The sequence below is a fragment of the Butyrivibrio sp. M55 genome, from assembly GCF_900116865.1.
Lineage (GTDB): Bacteria > Bacillota > Clostridia > Lachnospirales > Lachnospiraceae > Butyrivibrio.
In genome coordinates, this window is the sequence record NZ_FPCD01000006.1 from 31,762 (window position 1) to 57,326 (window position 25,565).

General features: G+C 38.2%; 20 protein-coding genes. 15 read left to right on the forward strand and 5 right to left on the reverse strand.

Annotation, left to right across the window (positions count from 1 at the left end; all coding sequences use genetic code 11):
• The first annotated feature begins 150 nt into the window (after window positions 1-150).
• The 11 genes from BM398_RS08870 (at window position 151) to BM398_RS08920 (ending at window position 11,901) form a co-directional block, all read left to right on the forward strand.
• The gene (locus tag BM398_RS08870; protein WP_026667762.1) at window positions 151-873 is read left to right on the forward strand and encodes a LytR/AlgR family response regulator transcription factor; all 723 of its coding nucleotides are present in this window, start codon (window positions 151-153) and stop codon (window positions 871-873) included.
• The gene (locus BM398_RS08875) at window positions 870-2,171 is read left to right on the forward strand and encodes a sensor histidine kinase (RefSeq protein ID WP_092337363.1); all 1,302 of its coding nucleotides are present in this window, start codon (window positions 870-872) and stop codon (window positions 2,169-2,171) included. Before BM398_RS08870 ends, BM398_RS08875 begins: the two co-directional genes overlap by 4 nt.
• A 185-nt stretch (window positions 2,172-2,356) precedes the next feature.
• Window positions 2,357-4,582, forward strand: a complete 2,226-nt coding sequence (locus BM398_RS08880; protein ID WP_092337364.1) for a peptidase domain-containing ABC transporter — start codon at window positions 2,357-2,359, stop codon at window positions 4,580-4,582.
• A gap of 160 nt (window positions 4,583-4,742) precedes the next feature.
• The gene (locus tag BM398_RS08885; RefSeq protein ID WP_092337365.1) at window positions 4,743-5,150 is read left to right on the forward strand and encodes a hypothetical protein; all 408 of its coding nucleotides are present in this window, start codon (window positions 4,743-4,745) and stop codon (window positions 5,148-5,150) included.
• Between the two features lie 133 nt (window positions 5,151-5,283).
• A complete protein-coding gene (locus BM398_RS08890; RefSeq protein ID WP_139233801.1) occupies window positions 5,284-6,030 on the forward strand; it encodes a hypothetical protein in 747 nt (248 codons plus the stop codon).
• Between the two features lie 58 nt (window positions 6,031-6,088).
• Window positions 6,089-6,565, forward strand: coding sequence for a hypothetical protein (locus tag BM398_RS08895; RefSeq protein ID WP_092337367.1), 477 nt, complete (start codon window positions 6,089-6,091; stop codon window positions 6,563-6,565).
• Between the two features lie 14 nt (window positions 6,566-6,579).
• Window positions 6,580-7,710, forward strand: a complete 1,131-nt coding sequence (locus BM398_RS08900; RefSeq protein ID WP_092337368.1) for an HlyD family secretion protein — start codon at window positions 6,580-6,582, stop codon at window positions 7,708-7,710.
• A gap of 112 nt (window positions 7,711-7,822) precedes the next feature.
• Complete coding sequence (locus BM398_RS08905; protein WP_175531893.1) at window positions 7,823-9,649, forward strand: Ig-like domain-containing protein; 1,827 nt, start codon at window positions 7,823-7,825, stop codon at window positions 9,647-9,649.
• Window positions 9,650-9,776: 127 nt separating this feature from the next.
• Window positions 9,777-10,130 (forward strand): hypothetical protein, encoded by a 354-nt coding sequence (locus tag BM398_RS08910; protein WP_092337370.1) that lies wholly within the window; start codon window positions 9,777-9,779, stop codon window positions 10,128-10,130.
• Between the two features lie 154 nt (window positions 10,131-10,284).
• Window positions 10,285-10,923 carry a hypothetical protein gene (locus tag BM398_RS08915; protein WP_092337371.1) on the forward strand — a complete coding sequence of 213 codons (639 nt, stop codon included), beginning with the start codon at window positions 10,285-10,287 and terminating at the stop codon, window positions 10,921-10,923.
• A 300-nt stretch (window positions 10,924-11,223) separates the two neighbouring features.
• Entirely contained in the window at window positions 11,224-11,901 is a 678-nt protein-coding gene (locus tag BM398_RS08920; protein WP_092337372.1) for a hypothetical protein, read from the forward strand.
• A gap of 93 nt (window positions 11,902-11,994) precedes the next feature.
• Here BM398_RS08920 and BM398_RS08925 read toward each other — a convergent pair whose 3' ends face one another.
• The 5 genes from BM398_RS08925 to BM398_RS08945 all read right to left on the reverse strand — a co-directional run bounded on the left by BM398_RS08925 (window position 11,995) and on the right by BM398_RS08945 (window position 18,366).
• Window positions 11,995-14,625 (reverse strand): ABC transporter permease, encoded by a 2,631-nt coding sequence (locus BM398_RS08925; protein WP_092337373.1) that lies wholly within the window; start codon window positions 14,623-14,625, stop codon window positions 11,995-11,997.
• On the reverse strand, window positions 14,604-15,302 hold the full coding sequence (locus tag BM398_RS08930) for an ABC transporter ATP-binding protein (RefSeq protein ID WP_026656964.1): 699 nt from the start codon (window positions 15,300-15,302) through the stop codon (window positions 14,604-14,606). Before BM398_RS08930 ends, BM398_RS08925 begins: the two co-directional genes overlap by 22 nt.
• A 55-nt stretch (window positions 15,303-15,357) precedes the next feature.
• A complete protein-coding gene (locus tag BM398_RS08935) occupies window positions 15,358-16,512 on the reverse strand; it encodes a hypothetical protein (protein WP_092337374.1) in 1,155 nt (384 codons plus the stop codon).
• Window positions 16,513-16,796: 284 nt separating this feature from the next.
• Entirely contained in the window at window positions 16,797-17,696 is a 900-nt protein-coding gene (locus tag BM398_RS08940) for a sensor histidine kinase (protein ID WP_092337375.1), read from the reverse strand.
• Window positions 17,689-18,366 (reverse strand): response regulator transcription factor, encoded by a 678-nt coding sequence (locus BM398_RS08945; RefSeq protein ID WP_092337376.1) that lies wholly within the window; start codon window positions 18,364-18,366, stop codon window positions 17,689-17,691. The genes BM398_RS08940 and BM398_RS08945 overlap by 8 nt, the downstream gene beginning before the upstream one ends.
• 665 nt (window positions 18,367-19,031) lie before the next feature.
• Between BM398_RS08945 and BM398_RS08950 the strand changes: the two genes are divergently transcribed.
• The 4 genes from BM398_RS08950 to BM398_RS08965 all read left to right on the forward strand — a co-directional run bounded on the left by BM398_RS08950 (window position 19,032) and on the right by BM398_RS08965 (window position 25,557).
• Window positions 19,032-20,006, forward strand: coding sequence for a hypothetical protein (locus BM398_RS08950; protein WP_092337377.1), 975 nt, complete (start codon window positions 19,032-19,034; stop codon window positions 20,004-20,006).
• Window positions 20,007-20,313: 307 nt separating this feature from the next.
• Entirely contained in the window at window positions 20,314-21,579 is a 1,266-nt protein-coding gene (locus tag BM398_RS08955; protein WP_092337378.1) for an O-antigen ligase family protein, read from the forward strand.
• 74 nt (window positions 21,580-21,653) lie between these two features.
• Window positions 21,654-22,922 (forward strand): 6-phosphofructokinase, encoded by a 1,269-nt coding sequence (locus tag BM398_RS08960; RefSeq protein WP_092337379.1) that lies wholly within the window; start codon window positions 21,654-21,656, stop codon window positions 22,920-22,922.
• 295 nt (window positions 22,923-23,217) lie between these two features.
• Window positions 23,218-25,557 carry a hypothetical protein gene (locus BM398_RS08965; RefSeq protein WP_092337380.1) on the forward strand — a complete coding sequence of 780 codons (2,340 nt, stop codon included), beginning with the start codon at window positions 23,218-23,220 and terminating at the stop codon, window positions 25,555-25,557.
• The last annotated feature ends 8 nt before the right edge of the window (window positions 25,558-25,565 follow it).

Here is a 25,565-nt window from a genome sequence, read left to right on the forward strand (position 1 = left end):
GAGTAAACTGCGGCTATCTTGAGTGTATGGAAATGCGATTATGGATAAATGATTTTAAAACCATAATAAAGCAAAAGTGTTATATAGGAATTTTTATGATATAATCTTTTAAAAATGTAGCTATTTACTTGATTATAGGGGGCATATGTAATGGATATAGGTACATTCAATATTGCAATATGTGATGATGATAGAGAGTTGCACAACGAAATAATCGGGTTATGCAACTCATTTTTTATTGATAAAAAAGTAAATTATAAGGTTTACTCATATTATTCGGGAGAAGAGATTATAAAGGAGACTGACAGGCATATTGATCTCGTTTTTTTGGATATAGAGATGGGTGGAATCGACGGATTGTCTGTAATGGAAAGACTTGAAAAGATGCCTAATGTTTTAAATATAGTATTTGTATCCAGTCATCATGAATTTGCCGGAGATGCATATGGATATAAGACATTGGGGTTTATCCAAAAGCCGATAAAGGAAACTGATTTCAATGCAAGGATTCAAAAGGTTTATAAGAGAGTGATATCTGATGCATTGGTAGTTTTTTCGGATAATTGTGGCGACTATCATATTCGCAAATCGGATATTATATATCTTAAAGCGGATTCGAATTATTGTGATATACATACTATACAAAAGACAATAGTTACTTCTTATACATTGAAAAAGTGCGAAAATATCCTCGGAGGGATGCCGTTTCTTCGCGTGCATAGATCATATCTTATTAATGTAAATAAAATATCTAATTTATCCGGCGCTTATATTAACTTGATAACAAAAGAAAGCATACCGATTGGGAAAAGTTATAAAGACACTGCTTTAAGAAGTTATAGACAATATTTGTATGAGGGGATGAGTGTATGAAGGATCTTTTATGGGCCGCAGAATATAGTTTGTTGGATTTATTGAAATATTTTTCTTTTTTTCTTATTGCATTTAATTTTCCAATTTACAAGAAGAAAATATCTGTTCCTATCTATTTTGCTTTTTCGATGTTATGTTGTCTTTTATATTTTGAAATCCGTGGAGGAGATAGATGGCTTAGTGGTATTCCGAATCTTTGCTCCATTTTTTTTGTGGTGTTAATAGAGAAAGGAAAAAGGGTTAAGGGGATTATATACATGGCGGTATCCTGGATAATTATGGATTTACTATCAACATTATCTAAAATGCTCTTTTATGCCATGTTTGAAGATGATTGTTATTTATACGGAGCACTTGTCGGAAGACCTCTTTGGGATAAGGTATTGGTTTTAATTGCTCCTATGATATATCATTTTTTGATGAATATTATTATAAAAAAGAAGGTAGACTATTATCTTTCAACTTCACAACTAGGAGTGATTTTTTCAAGTTTTATTGGAGGGCTTTTTATAATTCCTGCATTGGGGAAAATGGTGAGAAGAAATGAGTATGATCCAAAGGCTTACGTTATTATATCTTTTGCTATGCTGGGACTATTGTTTCTATTTATTGCTGTTATGGTATGGCAAAGCTTTGTTGTAAATAGAAATAATAAGATGAAGCAAGACGAAATCAAGTATCAATATATGCTTAAAGCTCAATCAGATTATTTTGACGGTTTAAAGAATGATCAAGAAAAAGTGCGAAGATTTAGGCATGATGTTCGTGCACATATTACAGCACTACAAAAATATCTTGACGAAGGCAATACTGAAAAAATGCAGGAGTATCTGGCTTGTATGCAAAAACAAGTTGATATCGACCAAACTAAAAAGTATACGTGCAATATGGCTGCTGATGCAGTGATTAATGATCAAACAAAATTGATGAAGGATAAAAATATAAAGTTCCAATACGAGGGGTGCCCTAAAATTAGAGAGGAAATAAGCGATTATGATCTCTGCACAATTTTTTACAATCTTCTTAAAAATGCTGTAGAAGGTTGCGAAAAAGTAGAAAATGATGGAAGAAGTATAGATGTCAAGGTTGTAAATAGTGGAGAGCAACTTCTGATTAAGGTGGAAAATGATACGGTAATGAAAGATAAAGTCATTGATGGCGATGTGCTTACCACAAAGAAAGACATTAAGAATCACGGCTTTGGCATTAAGAGTGTAAGAACTGTGGTTAATAAGTACAATGGATTTTATAGTAACAAAATTGAAAATGGAAAATTCATAGCTTTTATAGCTTTATGAATGATTTTGTGAAAGCTTCGGTAGTAAATATACCGGAGTTTTTTTGTTTGCTCAAAATACCCTGCGTTCACTCAAGATGTATTGAGAGAGAAGAAATATACAATTATCATTAATTATTGTGGAAGTCCAAATGAAAAAGAAACATGGAATAAATTATAAAAAAATTCAAAGGATAGAATTGTGGAATGAGATATACATTTGTAAATCAGCATGATTATACGGATTGTGCTGCGGCTTGCATGGCGATGGTATGTTTGCATTATAAAAAAGAGACGACCATTACAAGGCTTCGCGATATGATGGGAACTGATCTCAAAGGAACAAATCTTGTCGGATTATCAAAATGTGCGGAAAAACTGGGGTTCATGACGCAAGCTGTAAAGGTTGACAAAGAAGGCTTTCTAAGTGAATTTACGTTACCGTGCATTGCAAATATTATTACTAAAGAAGGTTTATCACATTTTGTGGTTATCTTTAAAAAAGATAAGAAGCATATAATTGTGGGCGATCCTGCAAGGGACTTAGAGCGTATTGAGATTGATACCTTCTACGAAAAGTTCACAGGAACGTTGCTACTATTAAAACCTAACAGTGAATTTGAGTCCGGGAAGGTAAAAGGCGTCAATATATTTGAACGGTATATCAAGCTTATGCTTCCTCAAAAGAAGATATTTATATATGCCTTTTTGGCATCTGCGCTTACAACACTTTTAGGTATAGTATCATCATTGTTTAATAATGTTATATATGATGAGATTCTAACCTACCAGCAGAAAGATGCGCTAAAGATCATGTTGGTTGTTTTTCTTGGAATATCTTTTACGTCGACTGCACTTGGATTTATAAGACAGTGGATACTATTGCATCTATCTATAAAGATAGACATACCTCTCATGTTGGGGTATTTTGAACACATATATAAGCTTCCGATGAAATTCTTTTCTACAAGAAAAACGGGAGATATAACGACGCGATTTTCTGATGCGTTTACTATAAAAAATATTTTTACCGGAATAGCGTTATCGCTGATCATGGATATATCAATGGCACTTATGTCCGGTGTCATCCTGTTCCGAATGAATTCGCAACTTTTTTCCATAATTTTATTTATGACAGTTGTTAGTATTATATTGGTTTTTATTTTTAAGCAGCCCTACAAGAAGATTAATGAAGAGCAAATGCAACAGGCATCGGTTCTTAATTCAGAGATTATCGAGGGACTTCGTGCTGTAGAAACAATAAAGGGGAATGCGAATGAGGATACCGAACTTGAGAGCATAGAAAAGGAGTATATAAAGTCTCTTAGGATTGGCTACAAAGAATCCATGCTTTCAAATGTGCAGGGGACAATTTCAAGCATTATATCGGGAATGGGAAATATTGTTCTATTGTATGTTGGAATCAGCTCAGTAATTAATAACGAACTTACACTTGGAAGCTATATGGCGTTTATGACTCTCTCAGGATATTTCATGAATCCTATAAGTAATCTAGTGGGACTTCAGTTGCAGATTCAGGAAGCCAATATCTCTATGAAGAGACTGTCGGAAATTATGGATTACGAGAGAGAAGAAAAAGAAGATGAACAGCAAGAAATAACAAGTGTAGACGGAGATATTGAAATAAAAAATCTTACGTTCAGGTATGGTAATAGAAAACCGGCTTTGGACAATATCAGCTTTACGATTCCTAAAGGACAGAAGGTTGCATTGGTTGGGGCAAGCGGTAGCGGGAAGTCGACTATAGCTAAGCTGTTACTGCGCTATTATGAACCTGAGAACGGTGAAATAACAATAGATGGTGCTGATATCAGAGAATATTCAAATTCATCGCTTAGGAAGGTTATTTCCTATGTTCCGCAGAATATTGAGCTATTCTCAAAAAGCATATATGACAATATCCGTGTCAGCAGAATGAACGCAACTCTTGAAGAGGTGAAAGAAGCTGCTAAAAAGGCGGATGCTCATGAATTTATAAAAAAACTTCCGATGCAATATCATACATATCTTGAAGAAGCGGGAAACGGACTCAGCGGAGGTGAAAAGCAGAGAATTGCATTAGCCAGAGCGTTCCTTAAGGATAATAAGTTTTATATCATGGACGAATCTACAAGTAACCTGGATTTTGCCACTGAAAACATTATCTTTGACATGATCTATAACAAGTTCAGGAAAAAGACAATGCTTATCATAGCTCACAGACTGGCTACAGTTAAGAATTGCGACAAGATAATTGTTATGGATAAAGGGCAGATAATCGAACAGGGAAGCCATGAAGAATTATTAAAACTAAGGGGGAAATACTGGAAGCTTTGGGAGATGCAACAGGGCAACTTTAGTGTAAACAGCGAAGAAAATGTTATTGACGAAGCAGATGTGGATGAGAATTTGGATGAACTTGTTTATACGTGATTTTATATAGTGGGGGATATCAACATACATTTAGTATCATCTTCACAGTGAAGTAAATAGGCCTAAGTTATGCTGAGTGTGTGTTTTGATATATGACAGGTGAATTCAGTCGCGAATGAATGAGCCAAAACAAAAGAGAGAAAAATGGAGGATAAAAAGAATGGGAAACTGTTTATGTGCAGCAATTGATATGCCGCTTAGCTATTCTTTGATGGATGAAGAAGAGATGACTTATGTAGAGGGTGGAGAGACAATAGATTATAATTTCTCTTTAGCTACAAAAGTTGGAGCTTCGGTATATGCAGCTTCATACAGAGCTAATAAGGGATGGAATAACATTTCAACATATGACTTGGCGGCAGAAATATATTTTCATGCATACCTTTACTATTATGGAGTAAATGCTGTTGCAAACCTTCTTTCAGGTGTTGGTGGAAAAATAGGGGAAGTGGCTAGCAGTATTGCTAATTCTTTAGGAGATGGTATTAATGTCGAGAATAAACGCGATACGAAGACAGTAGCCGGAATTGAAAGATGGGTAATATATGATGCGTTTTATCTGATTTAATGCTTTTATTGTGTGTAATTACTTTCTGGCATAGTAATATTTTGCTATGCCAGAAAGAATAATTATAAGTGATAAGGGAGAATAAAAAATATGATACATAGGCAATAAAAAATGAGAAAGGAAAATGCGTAATATGGGTGATAAAGAGAAAAATAATGTGAATGTAGAAGAGAGCGTTATTGGACATATGATTGAAAAAAAAACAAATAATAAGGGAACCAGATATTTAGTCTTTGCATTGGCATTGCTTGGGGTGCTATATATTATAAAGCTGATTGCTTCTTTTTTTATTATAGGGATTAGTGCTATTGGTGGATCACAAGATAATATTTCAGATATAGATAATTATGATAAGGCGAAGATTATTGAAAATAATTATGCTGATATGAATTCTTTATTTTTGATATTTCCAGATGATACTAGAGATATCAAAAAAGGAGAATATAGCTTAGATACAAAAACAGATGCGATAACTACACGTGGGCATATCATCTTAGATGCATATTATGATGAAGATAAATATTTGTCAGAAGTGAATCGTATTTCTGAGATTAGTTATGACTTAAAGGACGTTTGGGAAGGAGAAGAAGAACACAAGGTTCAGAAAATCAGGTATGATGAAACTATGTATAATTATCCTGCATATATAGCATGTGATGGATATCGTGGTGGCTATGAATATGCGTTGATTGATAATGATAATAATAGGATTATTTATGTTCATTTTAGTTATCCGAATTTAGAAGAAATGAAGAATTATAGTGATTACCTTAAGGTTGATAAAGAAAGTTATAAGCAATTAGAAAAATCTTCGAAAGAAAACTTTACTATATATGCTTATAAGTTTCATGAAAACTCTACCACGGAGTGTAGTTATTAGTTTTTAGATGGCTCAAATGCTTCTATTGTGGGAGATTTAAATAAGTGAAGGAGCAAGCATGAACACTATAAAAGTAGAAGAAAACAAAACCCTAAAACTACAAAATGTCTTATCTTGTAAAATGGATCTTTCAAAGATAAATACAGGAACTTTTGATAATGAGATCAACAAGATGAATGTTTTTATCTCTACACACGGTGCAAAACAGATTGGTCCTTTAATCCAGTATTCAAATGTAGAGATGAATCAGAATGGAGCGGCTGATATTAATTTGCAATTCATGCTTCAGAGTGACAATTTTATAAATAATGTACAGTCACCTTACAGGATGGATTCAATGCTTCGAGTAAAGAATTGTCTTTTTGCCAGATATACAGGTAAAGAGAATACGCTTAAGTTTGCCTATGATAAGCTCGGAGTGTATGCTTTTGAAAATGAAATTGAATTAGAAGGCGGAAGTTATACTGTATTTGTAAACAGAGATGACGAAGTGATTAGCGCGGATATTTTTATGCCGACAAAGACAGAAGAATAAGGCTTGATATTCATATGAAAAATAAAATAAAAACAATTGATGAACTCAGAGATTCACGGATAATGTATGATAAGGAGCCACCGGCCTTTGGATATGCGATTATTATTCTAATTGCGCTTATATGTACGGCTGCAGTCATATGGAGTATGCGTACCCCGAAGACATATGTTATACAGGCTTCAGGCACGGTGACAAGTGAAAAGTCAAATTATGTCATGTGCACATATACCGGAGAGATAACGGATTGTACTTTATCAGAAGGTATGCTTGTAAAGGATGGCGATGAGCTTTTTAAGGTAAAAAGCACCGATTATAATATTCAGGCGCAGCAACTGGAACTAAGCAAAGAATCTTATCAAGATAAGATAGAGAAAAATCAATTGCTGGTAAAATCTATAAAGGATGATACGAATTATTTTAGCGACAGTGATCCTGATGATGTGCTTTTTTACAGCGCTTTTGAGTCGTATAAGTCACAAGTAAAGCAAAACACAATGGATACAAGTGTTTATGAAAAATATGATTATTCAGATGAACAGATAGAAGCTGAGCTTGAAAAGAATGAAGGTAAGATCTCTCAGATTTATTATGATACGATTTCATCTGCTGAGAAAACAATTTCTGAAGCAAAACAACAGATAGAAGCAATAGATGCGCAGATTTCTGCAATAGGCTCCGGACAAAGTGAGTACACTGTCAAGGCAAATGCTACAGGAAGAATTCATCTGCTTGCAGATTATAAGGATGGAATGGTAGTTCAAACAACGCAAACAGTTGCAAGCATTACTCCTGCAAATACGGCCAGCATTTTGGAAGCATTTGTATCTACATCAGATATGGCAAGGATGCATGTGGGAGATGAGGTACAGATTGTAATTGATGGTCTTGCACAGAATGTATATGGAACAATAAGCGGAGTTGTTAAACAGATTGATAGCAACGTATCAAGTAGAGAAGGTAAAGAAGGTAGTGTAAATCAGGTGTTTAAGATTCTTGTCGAAATGGATAGTGACTATGTGGTCAGCAGAAGTGGGGATAAGGTGGATGTTGTTAATGGAATGACAGGGATATGCAGAGTGACCTATGATAAAGTGACATATTTCAATTATGCATTAGAAAAACTAGGGGTGAAAATCAGAAAATAAGATGAAAAGACAACTTTGTAAGTATTGTATGACTATTGTAGTTACAGGTATTTTTCTTAGTATTATGTTTAATGTTTGTACACCGTTAGTATATGCAGTAGAAGAGACGGAGTTGATAAAAGAGGATGAGAATAATTCACAAGAAAATAGAGTGGAGGATGAAATAGAAGAATCAACAGATAATGTTGAAAAAGTGACAGAGCCAGCGAATCAATATCCTGAGCAAAAAGATGTCCTTACAGAGAAAAAGAAGCAAGAAACAGCAATAGAACCGGTGAAAGAAAATCAGAACGAGGAAAAGAAAGCGCAAGAGCGACCGGAAAAAGTAGTTAAGAAAGATGAGCCCCAAACTCAGGTAAAAGTAACAGAGATTGATTTGGGAAATTATAATACCCAGATGTTCGTTGGCGAGAAACAACTTCTGATGGTTGGGATATTACCCTTAAATGCATCGGATCAACCGGTTGAGTATAGCTCTGATAATCAGTCGGTAGCTTCAGTAAATGGATTCGGTAGGATAATTGCTATTTCAGAGGGAACAGCAACAATTACTGCGACTTGTGGAGATATAAGTAGTTCATTCCGGTTGACGGTAAAGAATGTTGAAAAAGAAGAAGTTGCTGAAGCTGAGGTAAGGGAAATTGATCTTGGTGAATATAAAACAGAAATGACTGAAGGCGAAAAGCAATTATTATCGGTTAGCATTTTGCCTGCAGGTGCAATGGGAAGAAAAATTTCTTACAGTTCAAGTGACCAGGCGGTTGCTTCAGTAAACGGATTTGGTAGGATTCATGCTTTATCGGAAGGTGTTACAACTATTACAGTAAAATGCGGAGAAAAAGAGAATTCTTTTCAATTGACAGTAAAGAAGAAAAAATCTGTCACCATTGAAATTTCGGATTATGAAGAAAAGCTAAAGGTTGGCGATGTGATGAGGATATCTGCAAAAGTCTATCCGATTGATACCGTTGGAGCGGAGATTGAATATGAATCTTCTGATGAGGCGATTGCGACTGTTAATTCATCCGGAGAAGTGAAAGGAATTTCTAAAGGACAAGTAACTATAAAGGTGTCTGCATGCGGAGTTACTGAAAATGTAAAGCTGGACGTTGTTGTTGCAACAAAAAAGATTGAGCTGGAAAACGATTATTATATATTAAAACCGGGACAGAGCGGAAAAATAAAAGCTACAGTTTTTCCGGCTGATGCAGCGCAAGAACTAACTTTTAAGGCCTCGGATTCATCAATTGTAAGTGTCTCTGATGATGGAACTATTAAGGCAAAAAAGATAGGAAATACATCTGTGATAGTATCTAATGGAGATGTCTCTATTTCTGCAACTATAATTGTCAACACATCAGGGAAACAAGCTTCGGAGGAAAACATAATTGATTCCGATTGTGCAGAGAGCAATGCGTTTGCGGATATAAGATACAGTAAAATTATAAAACAGTCTGAGTGTTCTAAAATTACCGGTGAACTTCTCAGATATATATATGAAAATGAAAAAAGCATATGTGTATTGGGAAACGGATATACTATCAGAATCGATGGAGATAAGATTCTTAATTATGAAAATGAGCTGTCTACAAGCATTGTAATGAATTCCAATAAATACGGTGACTGTGAGTTTTTGGTAAACGATGGAAATAATCTTTGCGGAGAAATAGTTATCTCATTTGATTCTGAAATGGTTGATAAGTATAGCTTAAATGAAAAGAAACTTTTTCTTTATAATGAAGCAAAGAATAAATATGAGAAAATCTATTTTGACAGTTTAGATAGTATTTCTATTACAAAAGCCGGTAAATACATGTTTTCGGATGGAAAGAAACGAACAAAGAATAATTATTTAGCCATGGGATTTGGCGGAACAAGCTTCATTTTTGTCTTGTTGGGAATTTATGTTGGTGTGAAGAAGCAATATTGGTTTTGGTAGATGTTTTAAAAACATGTATTTTTCTGAACTGATATGTATATTATTACGGTGATAATAGATCTATTCACATAGAAGGTATATGGTTGCAAACATGTACTCTAAAAATTAATTTAAGGAGGAGTTGTAAATGAATTACAATGGAATACTTGAATTACCTATTAGTTGTGCGTCAATGTCCGAAGATGAAATGACATTTACTAATGGAGGAATAAACATTGGTATGTCAAGGGGATATCTTGACAAGAATATCTGCAATGAGCAGGCTAAGGGCATCATTAGAACTTATGGATGGACAAATGTAACTGCTCAGCAACTTGCAAAAGAAATTTATGGACATGCATATGTGTATTATAATTTTTCATGGTTGTCAAACGTTCCAGGATTGAACAAAAAAGTATATGATCATGCAGCTGATGGTGTTGACTTGGTAAATGGAGTTGATGATCATCAGGCTGTTTGGGAGTTCCTTTGGAACTTTTGAAAATAATTGTTGATTTCTGCGATTATGTGGAATGATTTTTTCTGATTGTAAATTGTAGTTAGTAGAATATTTGGTAAGTTGAATTGACAATGTCAATTCAGCTTACCTGCATATTATATGAATTATTTTTAATAATGAGATTGGAGAATTGCTGATGACAAATAAGAATACTACTAAAGGAAATAAAAAGATAAGAATTGTTATTATTTGTATAATTGCAGTTCTTGTATTGGCTGGTTGTGGTTATGCTGGTATTGTTGCGTTTATTTCCTATAAACAGGAAAGTACTGTTATGATTTCTAAAGACGTTTCTGAGTATGAATTATATAAGAGTGGTCCGAGTGCGGTTGATCACTTTAATGACAATCTTAATGAAGGAATCTGGCCTGATAGAATCAACAGCTCATATAATGTCAAAGACTTTTTTATGATGTATTACTGTCCGTTTGATCCCAATTATCTGGGGTATATGAATATAGAATTTACTGATGAGGATTTCAAAAAAGAAGTTGAGAGATTATCGTTAATTTCTTCAGATGATTATATAGGTGTATATAATGCGGAAGGTTTTAACGATTACGATGTCCTTGCGATAAAAGCTGATAATAATGGTTTTGTGTATGCGATTTCAAAAGAGGCTAACAATATTGTATATGTAGAAATAAAATTCCCAGGATATGCTATGGATATTAATTATGAAAAATATATTCCTCTTGAATATTTGCCAAATAATATTCAGATTAAAAAAGGAAATCCCACACAAAAGAAGTATATGGATAGTTATGAGAAGTGATGATAACGTGTTGAACATAAGGTGGAATTTTTAATTTGCAGAATACGAGTAATGCTGAGGAACTATAAATGAAAATAAAAACCGCAAGGGATTCACAATTGTATCCAATTGCGGTTTTTTATTCTTCACACAAGATATCCTACGTTTACTCATATAAATTTCATGAAGGTTCTACCACAGAATGTAACTATCAGCTTTGAGATAACCAAAAGGCTTCTGCTTTGGGAGATTGACACATAGACAGCATTGGCAATTGCGACCAAATTATGATTGCAATAGTGATGGGGAGGATAGGTGTATATGTCCGAGAATAAAGTAAAAAAAGATGTACAAAGTGGAAAAATAAACCTTTCAAGGAAAAGAATACTAAAAAGTACTTTAGTTGCTTTATTTGTTGGAGTGATAATATATTTTGTTGTTCTTCCTATGATCCCTATTTTTATCTTTTGGGTACAGTTTAAATTTGCCAAGCCTGAAGTTAATACTGATATTACGAAATATGAGGAATACATCGGGCAAAATGCAAAGGAAAGATTTATTAGCAAGTATAGCGTGGATGAGGCGATTTTTCCCAAAAATATAACCTCGGATATGAATACCCTCGAATACCAGATGACGTATTACAATCCATGGGAAGAACAGTTTTTGTCATATCTGACGGTTCGATATTCTGAAGATGAGTACAAATTGGAAAAAGAGCGGCTTCAGGAACAGGGAATTGATGAATATAAAGGATTTTATTGTGCGGAGAATGAGCCGGATAATTATGATCTTCTTGCCTTGGAGGCGGATTCTAATGGCGGATTTGTTTATGCTTTGACTCCGGAAGCACAGGATAATACGGTTACATATGTTGAGATAATATTTGCTCCGTACTTTCTTGATCTGAATGTGGAAGATTATATTCCGAAGAAGTACCTTTTAGAAGGTTTGGATGTGTCTGAAAATAATGAGTATCGTAAAGCTCATATAAACTGAAAAATGAGGGTAAAAGATGTGTAAGCATGATAAACCCGCAATGGGATTCACAATCGAATCTTATTGCGGGTATTGTTTTAGTTCTCAATCACTTTACGCATTTGCAAGTCGCAGTCTTTCAATTACCGTTTCTTTCATTGCACGCTTGTACACGATATAAGGAATGAGGATCATAACAAGTATCAGGAACGGAAGGACAACAACAATCGGAAGGAGCGTGAACTTATAGGTAAAGAAAAACAGGCCATTCTCCAGGGGCTTTATCATTAGTATAGAGATGATGCTGCTTAGTATCGCGCCAAAGAGTAGTGATAAAGCACCGTAGATTACTCCTTCGATACATAAGCTCTTTTTCTGAATGTTCTTGGTCATTCCGACTGCTTCGAGCATGGCAAGTTCGAGTCTTCTGGAGATTACGGAAGTGACGATGGTATTGATGAAGTTAAGTATTCCTATTAGAGCAAGGATTGTTGTAAGAAGTCCGCCGACCATCTTGAACATTTCTGTCATGGATGAAAACTCTTTTCTAAATACAGATCTTGAGGTATAGGTGAGCGATGGCTCAATGTTCCTTGTATAATCTGCAAACCAACTCTCTATTGCGGGTTCGGCATCGTCTGTTGTATCTATCAGAGTTCTCATGGGAGCTCTTTCTCCAAGGAAATCATGGAATTCATCCGTAGGGAGAACATAATTTACGTCCATGTCGGTATAAGCCTGAATTCTTACGGCAAAAGGAATGTTTATTGTTGCCATTACTTCATATTCTCTGATGTCTCCGTTTGCATTGTTTACGGCAATTGTTTCACCCGGGAGAAAATAGCTTACGAAATTACTCTCATTACCATCGTAATCATATTCGTTTACCAAAATATATTTTCCTGTCTTAAATTTCTCAGCATCAAAATTTCCGTGAAGAATCTTAAGAGTGCTTAATGCATAATCATCCATTCCATATATGTTGGCTATAGTATAAGTATCATCGTTTGTTTGCTCTCCGGATTCATCATAATATATAGCGGAAAGATGCCGTGCAGAATTTTCATATGCTTTTTCATTATCAAGCAGTCTTTCTTTGAAACGTGCATAATCACGGTCATTTAAGTCCTGGATGGAAGGTTCTGCATAAACGTTTCCAAGCTCCGAAATGCCTGCAAGTTTTTTTGCCTCATCAAGGAAAGATGGTGTAATTCCGTCATAGACGTGATTTGAAACAGCAAGGTTATCGGTAGTTGCATCGGCAACAGAAAAGTCGGTCATTAAAAAATTGGCTATATATTTATTCTCATCAAATCCAATCAGCAGGGTGTACACGGTGCTGAGCACAGTCATTGAAAGAGCCAGAGAGAGCACCACGAAAAAGCACTTTTTCTTTTCCTTAAATACATTTCTGAAAGCAAAGCGTGTAGCAGTGAAAGCAGCCGATTGCTTGCGACGCTTCCCGCGGAAACTGTTATTTTCCGTGTAGTGAAGCGCTTCTATGGGAGATACTCCCGAAGCCAGCTTTGTTGCTTTTCTGACCGAGATGCGAACGGTGACATAGGAAAAGAGCGCAGAGAATAAAAGAATCCATATATTTATAACGGCTTTGGAATCTATGGATTCGGAAATGGCCATCTCATCCATAAACATCGGAAGCAGGAGGCTTCCGGCTATTATTCCGCCTGTGATTCCTATGATGATTCCGGGAACTGAATGATATAATGCCTGCCGGTTTACGATTCTTTTAAGCTGCTTACTGCTTGTCCCGACTGTTTTTAGCAGTCCGTAGGAGCGGATATCCGTGTAAACATTGATGCGGTAGATGTTGTTTATGATAAGGTATCCGGACAGGAATATGGTAAACAGCATCAGTACTACGAATGCGATAGTGCCGAAATCTGCGGATGAACCGACACTTCCCCAGTTAATACCGTATTGAGTATCTTCGGGTAGCCCGTTTCTTTCGATTGCTTTTTCAATCTGGTATTTGAAAAAGAGAGGGAAGAAGAAATCCACTTCTGCATCGATTCTTCCGAAGCAATCATTAAAGCTCATGGATGCGGCGTTATCATAGTAGGATGATGTGGGAGTCGGAGAAAACTTCTCCTGAAACTCTTTTGATACCACGATTATCTGTGCCATTGCGACCGGATCTCCCGTGTGTATTCCGACTATGACGAAATCTTTGGTCTGTTCTTTGTCTTTTCCTGAGAGCTTGAGAGAAAGCTTTTTTCCCAAGAGGCTCTCATAGTCTTCCTTGGAATCGGCTTTCATGCCAAAAGCCTGTAAGATCAGACTGCTTACGGATATTTCGTTTTCCTTTTCGGGAAGTCTTCCTACTTCGGGATAGCAGAAGCTTTTTTTGGCACTTGCCTCGTCGTGGTAATCCGCTTGCGCAAATATTTTATTTAGCTCGTCATTTACTGCGGTTCCCACATGTATTGATCCGGTTACGTTTTTGAGTCTTTTGTCGGAAGCAAGACGGTTGTATTCTTCTTCGTTGAGATACTTTACGCCTGCGTTACATGACGTGCCAATCCGTCTGTTGGTATCATCTTGGAATTTGGCGATAAGGCTTCCGCTTATGGTGAAAAGAGCTGAAAACATAAATGTACACAGCGCAATGGAAAGAACTACCACAAGGCTCTTTCCGGGATTTGCCATTACGGTTTTGGCGGCGATACTGCGGATTACTTTTTTGTTATTGACCATAGGTCCGTTTATGCGTTTTTCTTTTGCCATGTCAGCACCTCTTTGTTTGCGATAAGTCCGTCTTCAATCCTGATAATCCTGTCCGCTGTCTGTGCAATTTCTTCGTTGTGGGTGATAACAATGATAGTCTGTGCAAAGCGCTCACCCATAACCTTTAGAAGCCCCATAACGTCCTGACTTGTCTTGGAGTCGAGATTGCCTGTGGGCTCATCTGCCAAGATGACTTGTGGCGCGGATGAGAGCGCTCTTGCGATTGCAACACGTTGCTGCTGGCCGCCGGAAAGCTGATTTGGATAGGAATCTCTTTTGTCCGAAAGTCCGAGAGTGTCGATGATGGTGTCCACAAACTCTTTATCGGGCGTGTTTCCGTCGAGTTCTATGGGAAGCACGATGTTCTCGTAGACTGAGAGAACAGGGACGAGGTTAAAAGACTGAAATACAAAGCCGATCTTTCTTCTTCTGAAAATTGTGAGTTCTTCGTCTTTTAATGTAAAAATATCTTTTCCGTCAATCGAGACCGTTCCCGAAGTAGGGCGGTCCAGACCTCCGAGCATATGCAAAAGAGTAGATTTGCCACTTCCGGATGTTCCGACGATTGCGATAAATTCTCCTTTCTCGACGGAGAGGTTTACACCCTTTAAGGCTTCAACCGCCGTATCGCCGGTTCCGTAGGTTTTCTTTAAATCTGTAACGCGTAGGATTTCCATTTTTTTCTCCTTATATGTGATTTGGAAACAAAAACATGTTAATGCTAATTGTGAGTTATTTTCTGTTTGTGTAGATAAAATAACCGCTTGCAATCAGGGCGATTGATAGCACTATGTACAGGATTGGAGCAAATTGCAGCGCCGTAAGGTAATGACCGCTTACTCCGATCAGCCTATATTCGCACAGCGCCGATCCTGAGGTCATGTACATGGGCGATAGCAGGCAAAAAAGCTGTGAGAGCATTCGACTGCTGTAAGGGATGCGATTCGAGCTTATGTAAACTATAAGAAAACTTCCGAATACGCCGCTCATTACTGCTACGGGGCTTTTTAGGATTTCCGATAAAAAACATGTGACTGCGGTCATGAGCAGACAGGTTGCTGTGATCATAATAAGCTGCGCACGGATAAATTGTCCTATTGTCATAGAGTACGAGGTAAGTGGCATAAAGAGCTGTATAGGGATGCTCCATGTGTCTTTTCCCCATAGAAAAATGCTTGTTAGTACCGAAATAGCCTCTATAACAATATTTAGGAAAAGAGTGCAGATAAAGGCGGCTGTGACCTTAGCCAGGTAGGTGGCGCTCCAGCCTCCGACAGTACATTTGATGAGCGAATCTGTTTTGTCTTTTATCTCTCCTGAAAAAATCTGACTAAGTAGCAAAGTAGTCGCAAAGAGCATTATAAGCGGGAGAGAGATTAAAGTGGAAATGAGACCGTTTATTTCTTCGGTGTAATGCCAGATGATCGGCGTACTTAATTTTTTTTCCTGTACCTGCCAGTATTCTTTTTCGCTTTCTGTCAGTTTCATTGAGTTCATTGATTCGCTGATGGAACTGTCTCTTTTTTGATAAACGGATTCGACATTGTAGTCGGTGAGTTTGGAATTGTCATCAATGATTTGCTTTAGCCAGGATGATGGCTTCATGTAAGTACAATTTAACTCGTTCCAACATTCATACGGCATGCCAAGTTTATATGCGGCTTCTGCCGTCTCTGCGATCAGTGCATCGTCGATGGGCCTTTCGTCGATTGAACGTTGCAGATTGCTTGTTCGTATTTCAAAATCATCAAGTTGATTTATCTGTGATATCCCTTGTATGACCGAATATGCTGCAATGAAAATTAATAAGATAAGTGTGACGCGAGCGGTCAGAATTTTTTTTAGTTCGAAAAAAAGAAGTGTGCCAAACTGCCTGTTTCTCCCCATTGTATGTGGCCTCCCTCATAATGTAGTGCTGCTGTTATCAAGTAATAAACCGGTGACAGCAGTAACTTATAATGAATGATTATTACATAAAAATCTTTCCGGAATCTTTCTGATGGAGGGGAGATTCTTACAGTTTTGACATAATCAAAGACTTTCCTGTCTGTTTTCAGCAGATGAGATTTTTAGACAGGGAAAATAGCGGTTTTATCCCTGTCTGTTTTCAGATGAAGTAACAGACGGTATTTCGGCGACACAGGGCAGCGGATGATTGTTTATTTAGATTATTACCGTGGCAGGAATACTGAGAATGTCGATCCTTCGCCTGGAGTGGAGGATAGCTTGATGTAGCCGCCTTCGCCGGAAATTATCTCGCGGGCGAGGTGAAGTCCGATTCCTACGCCTTCTTTTTGCTTTACGTCGCTTCCGCGATAGAAACGCTTGAATATCTTGGCGTGTTCTTCTTCGGAAATGCCGATGCCGGTGTCTGAGATATCTACGCGCACGAACATTTCGTAGGGGATGACATTTATTTTGATGCCGCCTTTTTCTGTGTATTTTATGGCGTTGTCAACGATATTGGCGAGGGCTTCGTGTGTCCATTTTTCATCGAGGGCTGCGCTTGCGGAAGTTTCTGAAAGTTCCAGTTTTAGATTCTTGGCTGCGGCTTTTTCTTTAAACTGATGAAGAATTTCGTTAAGCATAGGTGCCAGAGGCGTCTCTTGTGGCTCCAGTGCAAGTATTCTGTTTTCGAGTCTTGAAAGCTTGACGAGACTGTCTATGAGGAATCTTAGTTTCTCAGCCTGAGCATGGATTGCTTCGGCATTTGCCCGGTCAACGCCGGAAAGCTCGCTGTTTTCCAAGAGCTCACTGTATAATATGAGATTTGAGATAGGAGTCTTGGTCTGGTGAGAGATATCTGAGATCAGTGACTTTATCTTGTCACGCTCATTTTTTATGTTTTTTGCGGAGATAGAAGAGGAACTTAAAAAAGCTGCAAGCTCCGATTCAAGCTTGGAGAGCCTTCCTTCATCGAAAGTTTCTGTAGAGAATTCTCCGTTCATTGCCATATGAAGCATTTTTTCTATAGAATCAAGTATTCTCTTGGAGCGAAGTCTTTCGGTGACTGCGATAATGCAGGCTGCGAGAATCAAAAAGATGCCGATCGTAAGAATTATATTATCCATTCTGTTTCACCCAACTGTAGCCGATTCCGTATATTGTTTTGATCTTATCCTGTGCAGAGAGCTTGTCTCTGAGCCTTTTTACCGTGACGGAGAGTGCGTTTTCATCGACGTATTCCGCATCGCCTGTCCAGAGTCTGTCTATCAGAGTATCTCTTTTAACGGTCATGCCTGCGTTGTCGGTGAGGATTCGCAGGAGTCGCTGCTCTGTTTTGGAAAGCTCCACGGTTTGTCCGTTATTTGAAAAAATCATGTTTTTATAATCAAAAACATAAGGTGTTTCTGCATATTTTTCGGTGTCTTTTCCTGTATTAGCCTTTCGAAGCTGCGTATTTACTCTCGCGCGGAGTACGGCAAGGGAGAATGGCTTTGTTATGTAATCGTCCGCACCCTGTTCGAGGCCTGACACAATGTCTTTGTCCGTGTCATTTGCGGTAAGCATGATTACGGGAATGTTCGTAGTGCTGTCCTTGATCTCTTTTAACAGATCAAGTCCGTTCCCGTCCGGAAGATTTATATCAAGAATTGCAAGAGTAACCATGCCAAGTGCCAGTTGCTCTTTTGCTTCGCTGATGCATTCACATGAAACAAGCTGCCTGCCTGCATCCTTCAATGCCTGGCAAAGGCCATTGTTAAGCGTAGAATCGTCTTCGACTATCAGAATCTGTTCCAAAATGTGCTCTCCTTATGATGTATAAGTTGTAGTGGTAATGCATTTGACAGGCAGAGGGGGCAGCTGTCTTTTGATTTATTTACGAATAAGTGAATAAAAGATTGAATGCTAACTAAACTTAGAAATATGTTGTTTTTATTCAAGTATAAGATTAGCACATCTATGTCGTGCATTTCTATGCCATTCACTAAGGAAACTTGCAATTTGCTAAGACGGTGTTTCATATGAATAAGATCAGATGCTTTTTTTGAGACATGCATATGTTCATCAACTTTTATGTAGATGGTTACTATAAGGGGGAGATTTCGGAATAGAGCGGATTTAAAATTTCACTTTACGTATTTCGGAATAGAGCGGATTTTAGGAAAAACGCACTGCCTATAATAAAAATATACTATATGTGAGCAGATGACGGCGGAGATAGTGATACGATGACATGAAAAACGCACTGGCTATTATTGAACAAATTCCAATATAAGCAGAACAAGCAAGATAAAACCTTCAAAAATCATAAACATTCTCTGAACAAATCATAAACTTTCAATCATCCATCTTAAATCATTCTAAAGAATCTATCCAAAGAATTGAAAAAAGTTTTAATGAGAGTAGCATCTAAAATACAAGCATTTCTATTTTGATTTTCGTAAATTAAGGAGGAATATAAAATGGAATTTAGAAAGCTTATGAAGTACGTTGTAGTTGCAGGTTTGATGGGTACTATCTTTATGACACCGGTTACTGAGGCGATAGCTGCAGTTTCTGGCGAAGAGAAAAAAGATGATGGACCGACTGAAGAAGAACGTGCTGAGGAGGCAAGACAGAAGAAAGTTCAGGAAGAAGTTGAGAATATGATTAAGGAGGCAACGGCTCCCGCAAATAAAACTGTTGCAGGCGTTAAGTCAGCAGTTGACGGTTACTATTTTGCAAAGAAAGTTCAGGGTGTGGCACTTACACCTTCTACTCCCGGAACAGGATCTTTTGTAAAGGTTGCAGATACTGATGCAACAAAGAGTTCAGCAGCAGTTGCGGTTGCAAACAATGTTGCAGCTTCATTTAGCGGAACTGTTGGTCCTTGTATAAATGTTTATTACGGAAAGATGGCCGGTGGCAAGTTTACAAGCAGTACAGAGGGAACGGCAGGTACGATCAGTATCGGAATTCCTGCAGAATTCCAGACAGCAGGCATGGATTATTCTATAGTTGCCGTTTATGCAGGCGGAGCATACAAGGTATTTAATAATACCAGCACTACTGCAAGTGTGGTTACTGCCAATGTTGAGCAGGCTGCATCTTCAAACGTAATGTACGCGGTTGTAAAGAGCCCTGCAGGAACTGCTCCTGTACAGACTGCTAACAACGCTGCTGAAAATGCAACAAACAATAAGACAGACAGAACTGCAAATAACAGCGCAGATAAGGATAAGAAGAAATCTGAGAGCGCTTCTGCAGGTTCATCAACAGGTGCTTCAGATAAGACAACTGAGAAGGCATCTGAGAGTGCATCAACAGGTGCATCAGATAAGACATCAAACAAGACTTCTGATACAGCATCAGACAGCGCATCAACAGGAGCATCTGATAAGACTTCCAAGACATCAGAGAAGGCTTCTGACAGTGCATCAACAGAGTCTTCAAGATAAATTGGGACTTTGCAGTATGTCTTTTTCCCGAATATCACATGGGAAAAGATTTTGCGATATGTGGATAGCAACAGATGCGCAAATTTTTATTTTTCGTAGTTTATATACTGTTGAACGTTAATAAATGGTTGTAAACCACGGATAGTTGTGTAATATTATATACTAGCTAAAATGTTAGGTCTCGCCTCATAACATGAAGCGGGACCTATTTACGTTCAACAGAAGGGGTCGTTGAATATATAGCAAACGGGAAGCGGCATATTCCGTTTTTTATGATGGGGAAAAATATGAGTAATTGGGGTTGATTATGAAAAAATATAAGAACTACGTCGCACTTTTTTACGTGCTCTCGGTGTTTTTTGTAATACCGATCTACAACAAGGGTACCTACGAAAATATAAGTGTACACAAGACAGATGCTTATTTATTTTTGTGCGGGATTACTCTTATTCTTTATGTCATTACATCTGTAATAGATGACTTGCAAAAGATAAATGACGAAAGTTTACGAAAAAGGACATTTTCGAAGGTTGATGTTGCAATGGCTATCTTTGGAGGAGTGGTCCTGATATCAACATTGTTGTCGGATTCTATAAAAGAATCTGTCTACGGTGTGCCCGGATTTGGCATGGGTGCACTTACCATAATCCTTATGATCTTGTCGTTTTTCTTTATTTCCAGATACTATTTTTATAACACATGGGTGGTGCATGTTATCGTTGCTTCATCTGTGCTTCCGACAATTCTGGCAATTTTGAACAAAACGGGTTTCGATCCGCTTTCTATGTTTTCAAGCAGTGAAGATGCGCAGAACAGCCTGTATGTTTCGACATTTGGAAACTACGGCTGGTACAGCGAGTATATGGCGATTATCGTTCCGATAGCTGTATACATGCTCTTTACGACAAAAGATAAGATTGAAAGAATTCTTTACGGAGCATATGTTGCACTTGTTGTTTTTGCGATTATTTCTTGCGGAACCACTATGATGCTGGTATCAGCTCTTATTGCCGTTTTGTTTGCATTTAAAAGAAAATTTTTACCGGATCGCAAGATAATTGATGCAAAGCTCGCACCTTGGATTGTGGCAGGTGTAATGCTGGTTTATTTGGTGTGCGTTCTATTTATCAGCAGAAACGGAGATCTTGCAAACGGAAGAGGATATATATGGAAGCTTTCTTTTGACCTGTACGGAAGTCTTCCTTTTGATAAGAAGATTATAGGTGTCGGTCCCAACAGATATATGTATGCGCTTAATGATTATCTTGCTGCCAAGCCTGAAGCCGCAGCTGAGTTTACTTCGCGCTTTAACGGCCTTGCACTTACTTCCGCGCACAGTGAGTATCTCGACTATCTTGTTTGTACGGGATTCCATGGGCTTTTGGCATACTTATATCTGATTTTCCGCGTAGTAGAGCGCTTTTTAGAGACCGGACTTGGTAAAAAAGATAGAGAAATAGCTTTCATAGCTGCTGTTTCATACATGGCATATTCTTTTGCGAATTTTTCAATGGTGTGTGCAACACCTATGTTCTTTATATTGCTTGCAATGGTAGCTAAAGAAAGACGATAAAAAGTCAAGACTTGTTCTTTTTACGGTTCTGAGGCTATCATTAATGATAACTATATTAATGTTGGGAGGGAACCATGAATAACGTCATAATCGGACAATCCGGCGGGCCTACGGCAGCGATCAACGCTTCTGTTGCAGGGGCTTACGTCAGGGCAAAAGAACTTGGAGCACAAAAAGTTTTTGGAATGTTACACGGTATCGAGGGACTCGTAAATGGCAACATTATCGATCTAGACAAGTATCTGTCGGATCCGACCAATGTTGAACTTCTTAAGAGAACACCTGCTTCTGTACTTGGCACATGCAGATACAAGTTATCAGATGCTTCAAAAGACGATACGGATTACAAGAAGATCTTTGATGTTCTTGAAAAGAACAATATTGATAAATTGTTCTATGTTGGTGGAAATGATTCAATGGATACTATAATGCAGCTGTCTGATTATGCCAAAGATCACGGCAAAACCCAGCGCTTTATAGGTATTCCAAAGACAATAGACAACGATCTTCCCGTTACCGACCATTGTCCGGGATTCGGATCGGCAGCTAAGTATATCGCAACAAGTGTAAAAGAGCTTATTCGCGATAACCAGGCAGCAGATACAAGAAATCCTGCTACCGTGATCGTTGAGATAATGGGAAGAAATGCCGGATGGCTTGCTGCATCGGCAGCTCTTTCAAAAGCAGATGACTGTACGGGACCGGATGCGATATATCTTCCCGAAAAGCCTTTTGATATGGATGCTTTCATGAAGCATATGAAAGAACTTTCTGATAAGAAGAAACCCATTCTTATCGCGATTTCAGAAGGAATCAAGCTCGCTGACGGAACCTATGTATGTGAGCTTGGCGGAGATGTAGCAACTGATGCTTTCGGACATAAGCAGATGAGTGCTGCGTGCAAAGTTCTTTCTGATAAACTTTCTTCAGAACTGGGACTCAGAACGAGAACCGTTGAGCTTAGCACACTTCAGAGAGCGGCTTCACATATGGCATCACTTACCGATGTAAGAGAAGCTTATCAGTGCGGTTTTGAAGCTGTTAACGCGGCAAATGCGGGCGAGACCGGTAAGATGATCATCATGAAGAGAATGGTGTATCAGACAGGCGGAACCGATAACAACTGGAGCAGTGAATGTCCTTACATGTGCTCTTACGGAACATACGACATTCATTCTATAGCAAATTACGAGAAGATGGTTCCCGATGAGTGGATCACTCCCGACGGATGCGGCCTTACAGAGCAGTTTGAGAAATATGCCCGTCCGCTTATCTTTGGCGAAGTAACTCCTATTATGGCAGGAGGACTTCCGAGACATCTTGTTATAAAAGAAGCTTTATAAACATGAATAATTGAATACCGAGGGCCGAAAAAGCCCATAAAACAAGACATTAACGTTTTAACATTGATTTCTATGGCGGTTCATGTTAGAATGTTAATGTTTTGTTGTTGTACTATTAATATCCGTGTAATATGCTGGTATGGGGAAGATTTTACACAAAATGTTTCTAATAATGAATACGCGATAAGCAAGAATTTATAGAAAATTTACTGTAAAATCTAACAGAAATAAATGATAATATATTTAAACGGGGTAAAATATCGTTTGATATATGACGCTCGAAAGGAGACGAGACATGGACGGCATGAGAAATAAGGACTATTTGAATGAACAGGATATGTCAACTGTTTTTGTTGACGGCCTTCTTGCAAACAACATGGAGGATGAAGATGATTTTGAACCGGAGACGTTCTCATCATCACAGAGGGATTCAGAAATAAAGAATAATAAAGAAGCTTCCAAAGGAGGGACTCAAATGAAATCAGACAGAGCAGAGAACCGCTCGGAGGGGGCAGAAATTGTAAATATAAGTAAAGCAATGCCAAATATGTCAGGTGGTGATTATATGAGAGATTCGTCTTTGAAAAAATCGAACACAACATTTGATACACCCGTAGAGGATGTCAACTTATCCGATATTGATGCCATGATGGCAGCAATAAAAGCAGAGATGCCTGAAAATGTATTTGATATTCCTATCGATAGCAAAGATGTAGAAGTAGAGGAAGAGAATAAAACTGAAGAAATTCCTGATTATATAGGTGAGTTTCTTGCAAAGGAAAAAGAAATGGCCACTCAGAATGCAGCTAAGGAAGAAAAGCCCAAGGATACGGTTAAGTTCTCTGATGAAATAAATAATTCCGCAAGGAATAATGTTAAGAGCGAGAGGGCTGACATTCCTGTTAAGCCTTCGGTTCAGCGTATGGAAGAGCCTGCGCTTGATGAAGATATAATAGATGAGGATGATTTCGATTTTGATGAGAATCCAAGCTATGATGATGAGATTAAGATCGAAGAGTTCGACAGATCGGCAGCAAAGCCTTCAGAGCCCAGAGTAGGAAGAAGATTTGATGATGAGATAAGAGTCGAAGAGTTCGACAGAACATCTTCCGAGAAGTCTTCCGGAGTAAGAATCGACAGAAGATTCGACGATCAGATTAAGATGGAAGAGTTTGGAAAGACAACAGATCCTTCCGCTACAAGAATTGACAGAAGATTTGACGACCAGATACAGGTTGAAGAATTTGATTATACGGTTAAGCCTTCACCGGCAAGGCCTGACAGAGTATATGAGGACGCTATAAAAGCTGAAGAGTCTGATTATACCGTTAAGCCTTTTGCTGAGAAGAAGACTGAGAAATTCAGCGATTCTCTCAAGAACGATGATTTTGGATTTGATGTTAAGCCTGCCGATTCAGGTGCCGGCAGAAGATTCAGTGATGAGATAAAGGTAGATGATTCAAATCGTGAGCCCAGAGCTTACACAACACGTGCAAGAGCAAATATGGATGCAATGAGAGCTGAGGGAGAAGACCTTGGATTTGATTCCGATTATCCGATCAAGGTTTCTGCTGCTCATACAGATTCACTTGGCATGGATACATTGGGCTCAGAGATGCGTAGCGATTCATTTGAGCCTCTTTCTGTAAGTAGCGACGCAGACGGAAGAGATGCATTCAGATCGGACAGACGCGATGATAAGTTTGAATCAGATAGATTTGGTTCAGACAGACGCGATAACAAGTTTGGATCGGACGGATTTGGATCAGACAGACGTGAGGATAGATTTAGTTCAGACAGACGCGACGACAAGTTTGGTTCGGACAAGTTTGGATCAGACAGACGCGAAGATAAGTTTGGCTCTGACAGATATGAAGATAAGTTCAGCTCAGACAGATTCGGTGCAGACAGACGTGAAGATAAGTTTAGTTCTGAGATGCGTGATGATGTATTTAAGTCTGAGAATCGCAGAGATGCGTTTGAGTCTCTTTCTGTAAGCAGCGAGCCTGTAGACAGAGATGCTGATAAAGTTAGAAAGTTTAGTGATACATATAAGGCTTCACCTGAGAAGACAGATACATTGGATATGGATGCAATGATCTCGGCAGCTGCTGAAGAAGACAGACTTGCATTTGACGATGTTCCTGTATTTAAAGAGGAGAAGAGCATAAAGAGCGAGCCCGTAGCCGAGCCTGTAATTGCTCCCGTGGCTAAGCCCGTAATTACTCCTGTAGCTAAGGCTTCTGAAGATAAGCTTGATTCTATTCTTGATAAAGAGGTTGATGCTCTTACAGCATCTTCTGAGGAGGAAGAGGTTTCACCTGCAATCATGAGCTTTGACGATGCCATTGACGGAATCACAAAGGATATGCAGAACTTCCTTGACAGTGAAGATTATGATTATACATATGTATGGGCAGGAACAACAGAAACAATCATCATGAAGACTGTCCAGGGCAAAGCGGTTGCTCTTGTTTACGAAGACGAGGAGTTTGCGTCATTCGAAGATGATTATACAAGAGATAACAGATCCGGTTATATTGCCATCGTAAACTCTTTTGTAAAAGAGACAATCAAGGGCGGAAGCGGTATCAGAATTAAGAGACACAAGGGTACAAAGGCTATCGACCGCTGATAAGGAGA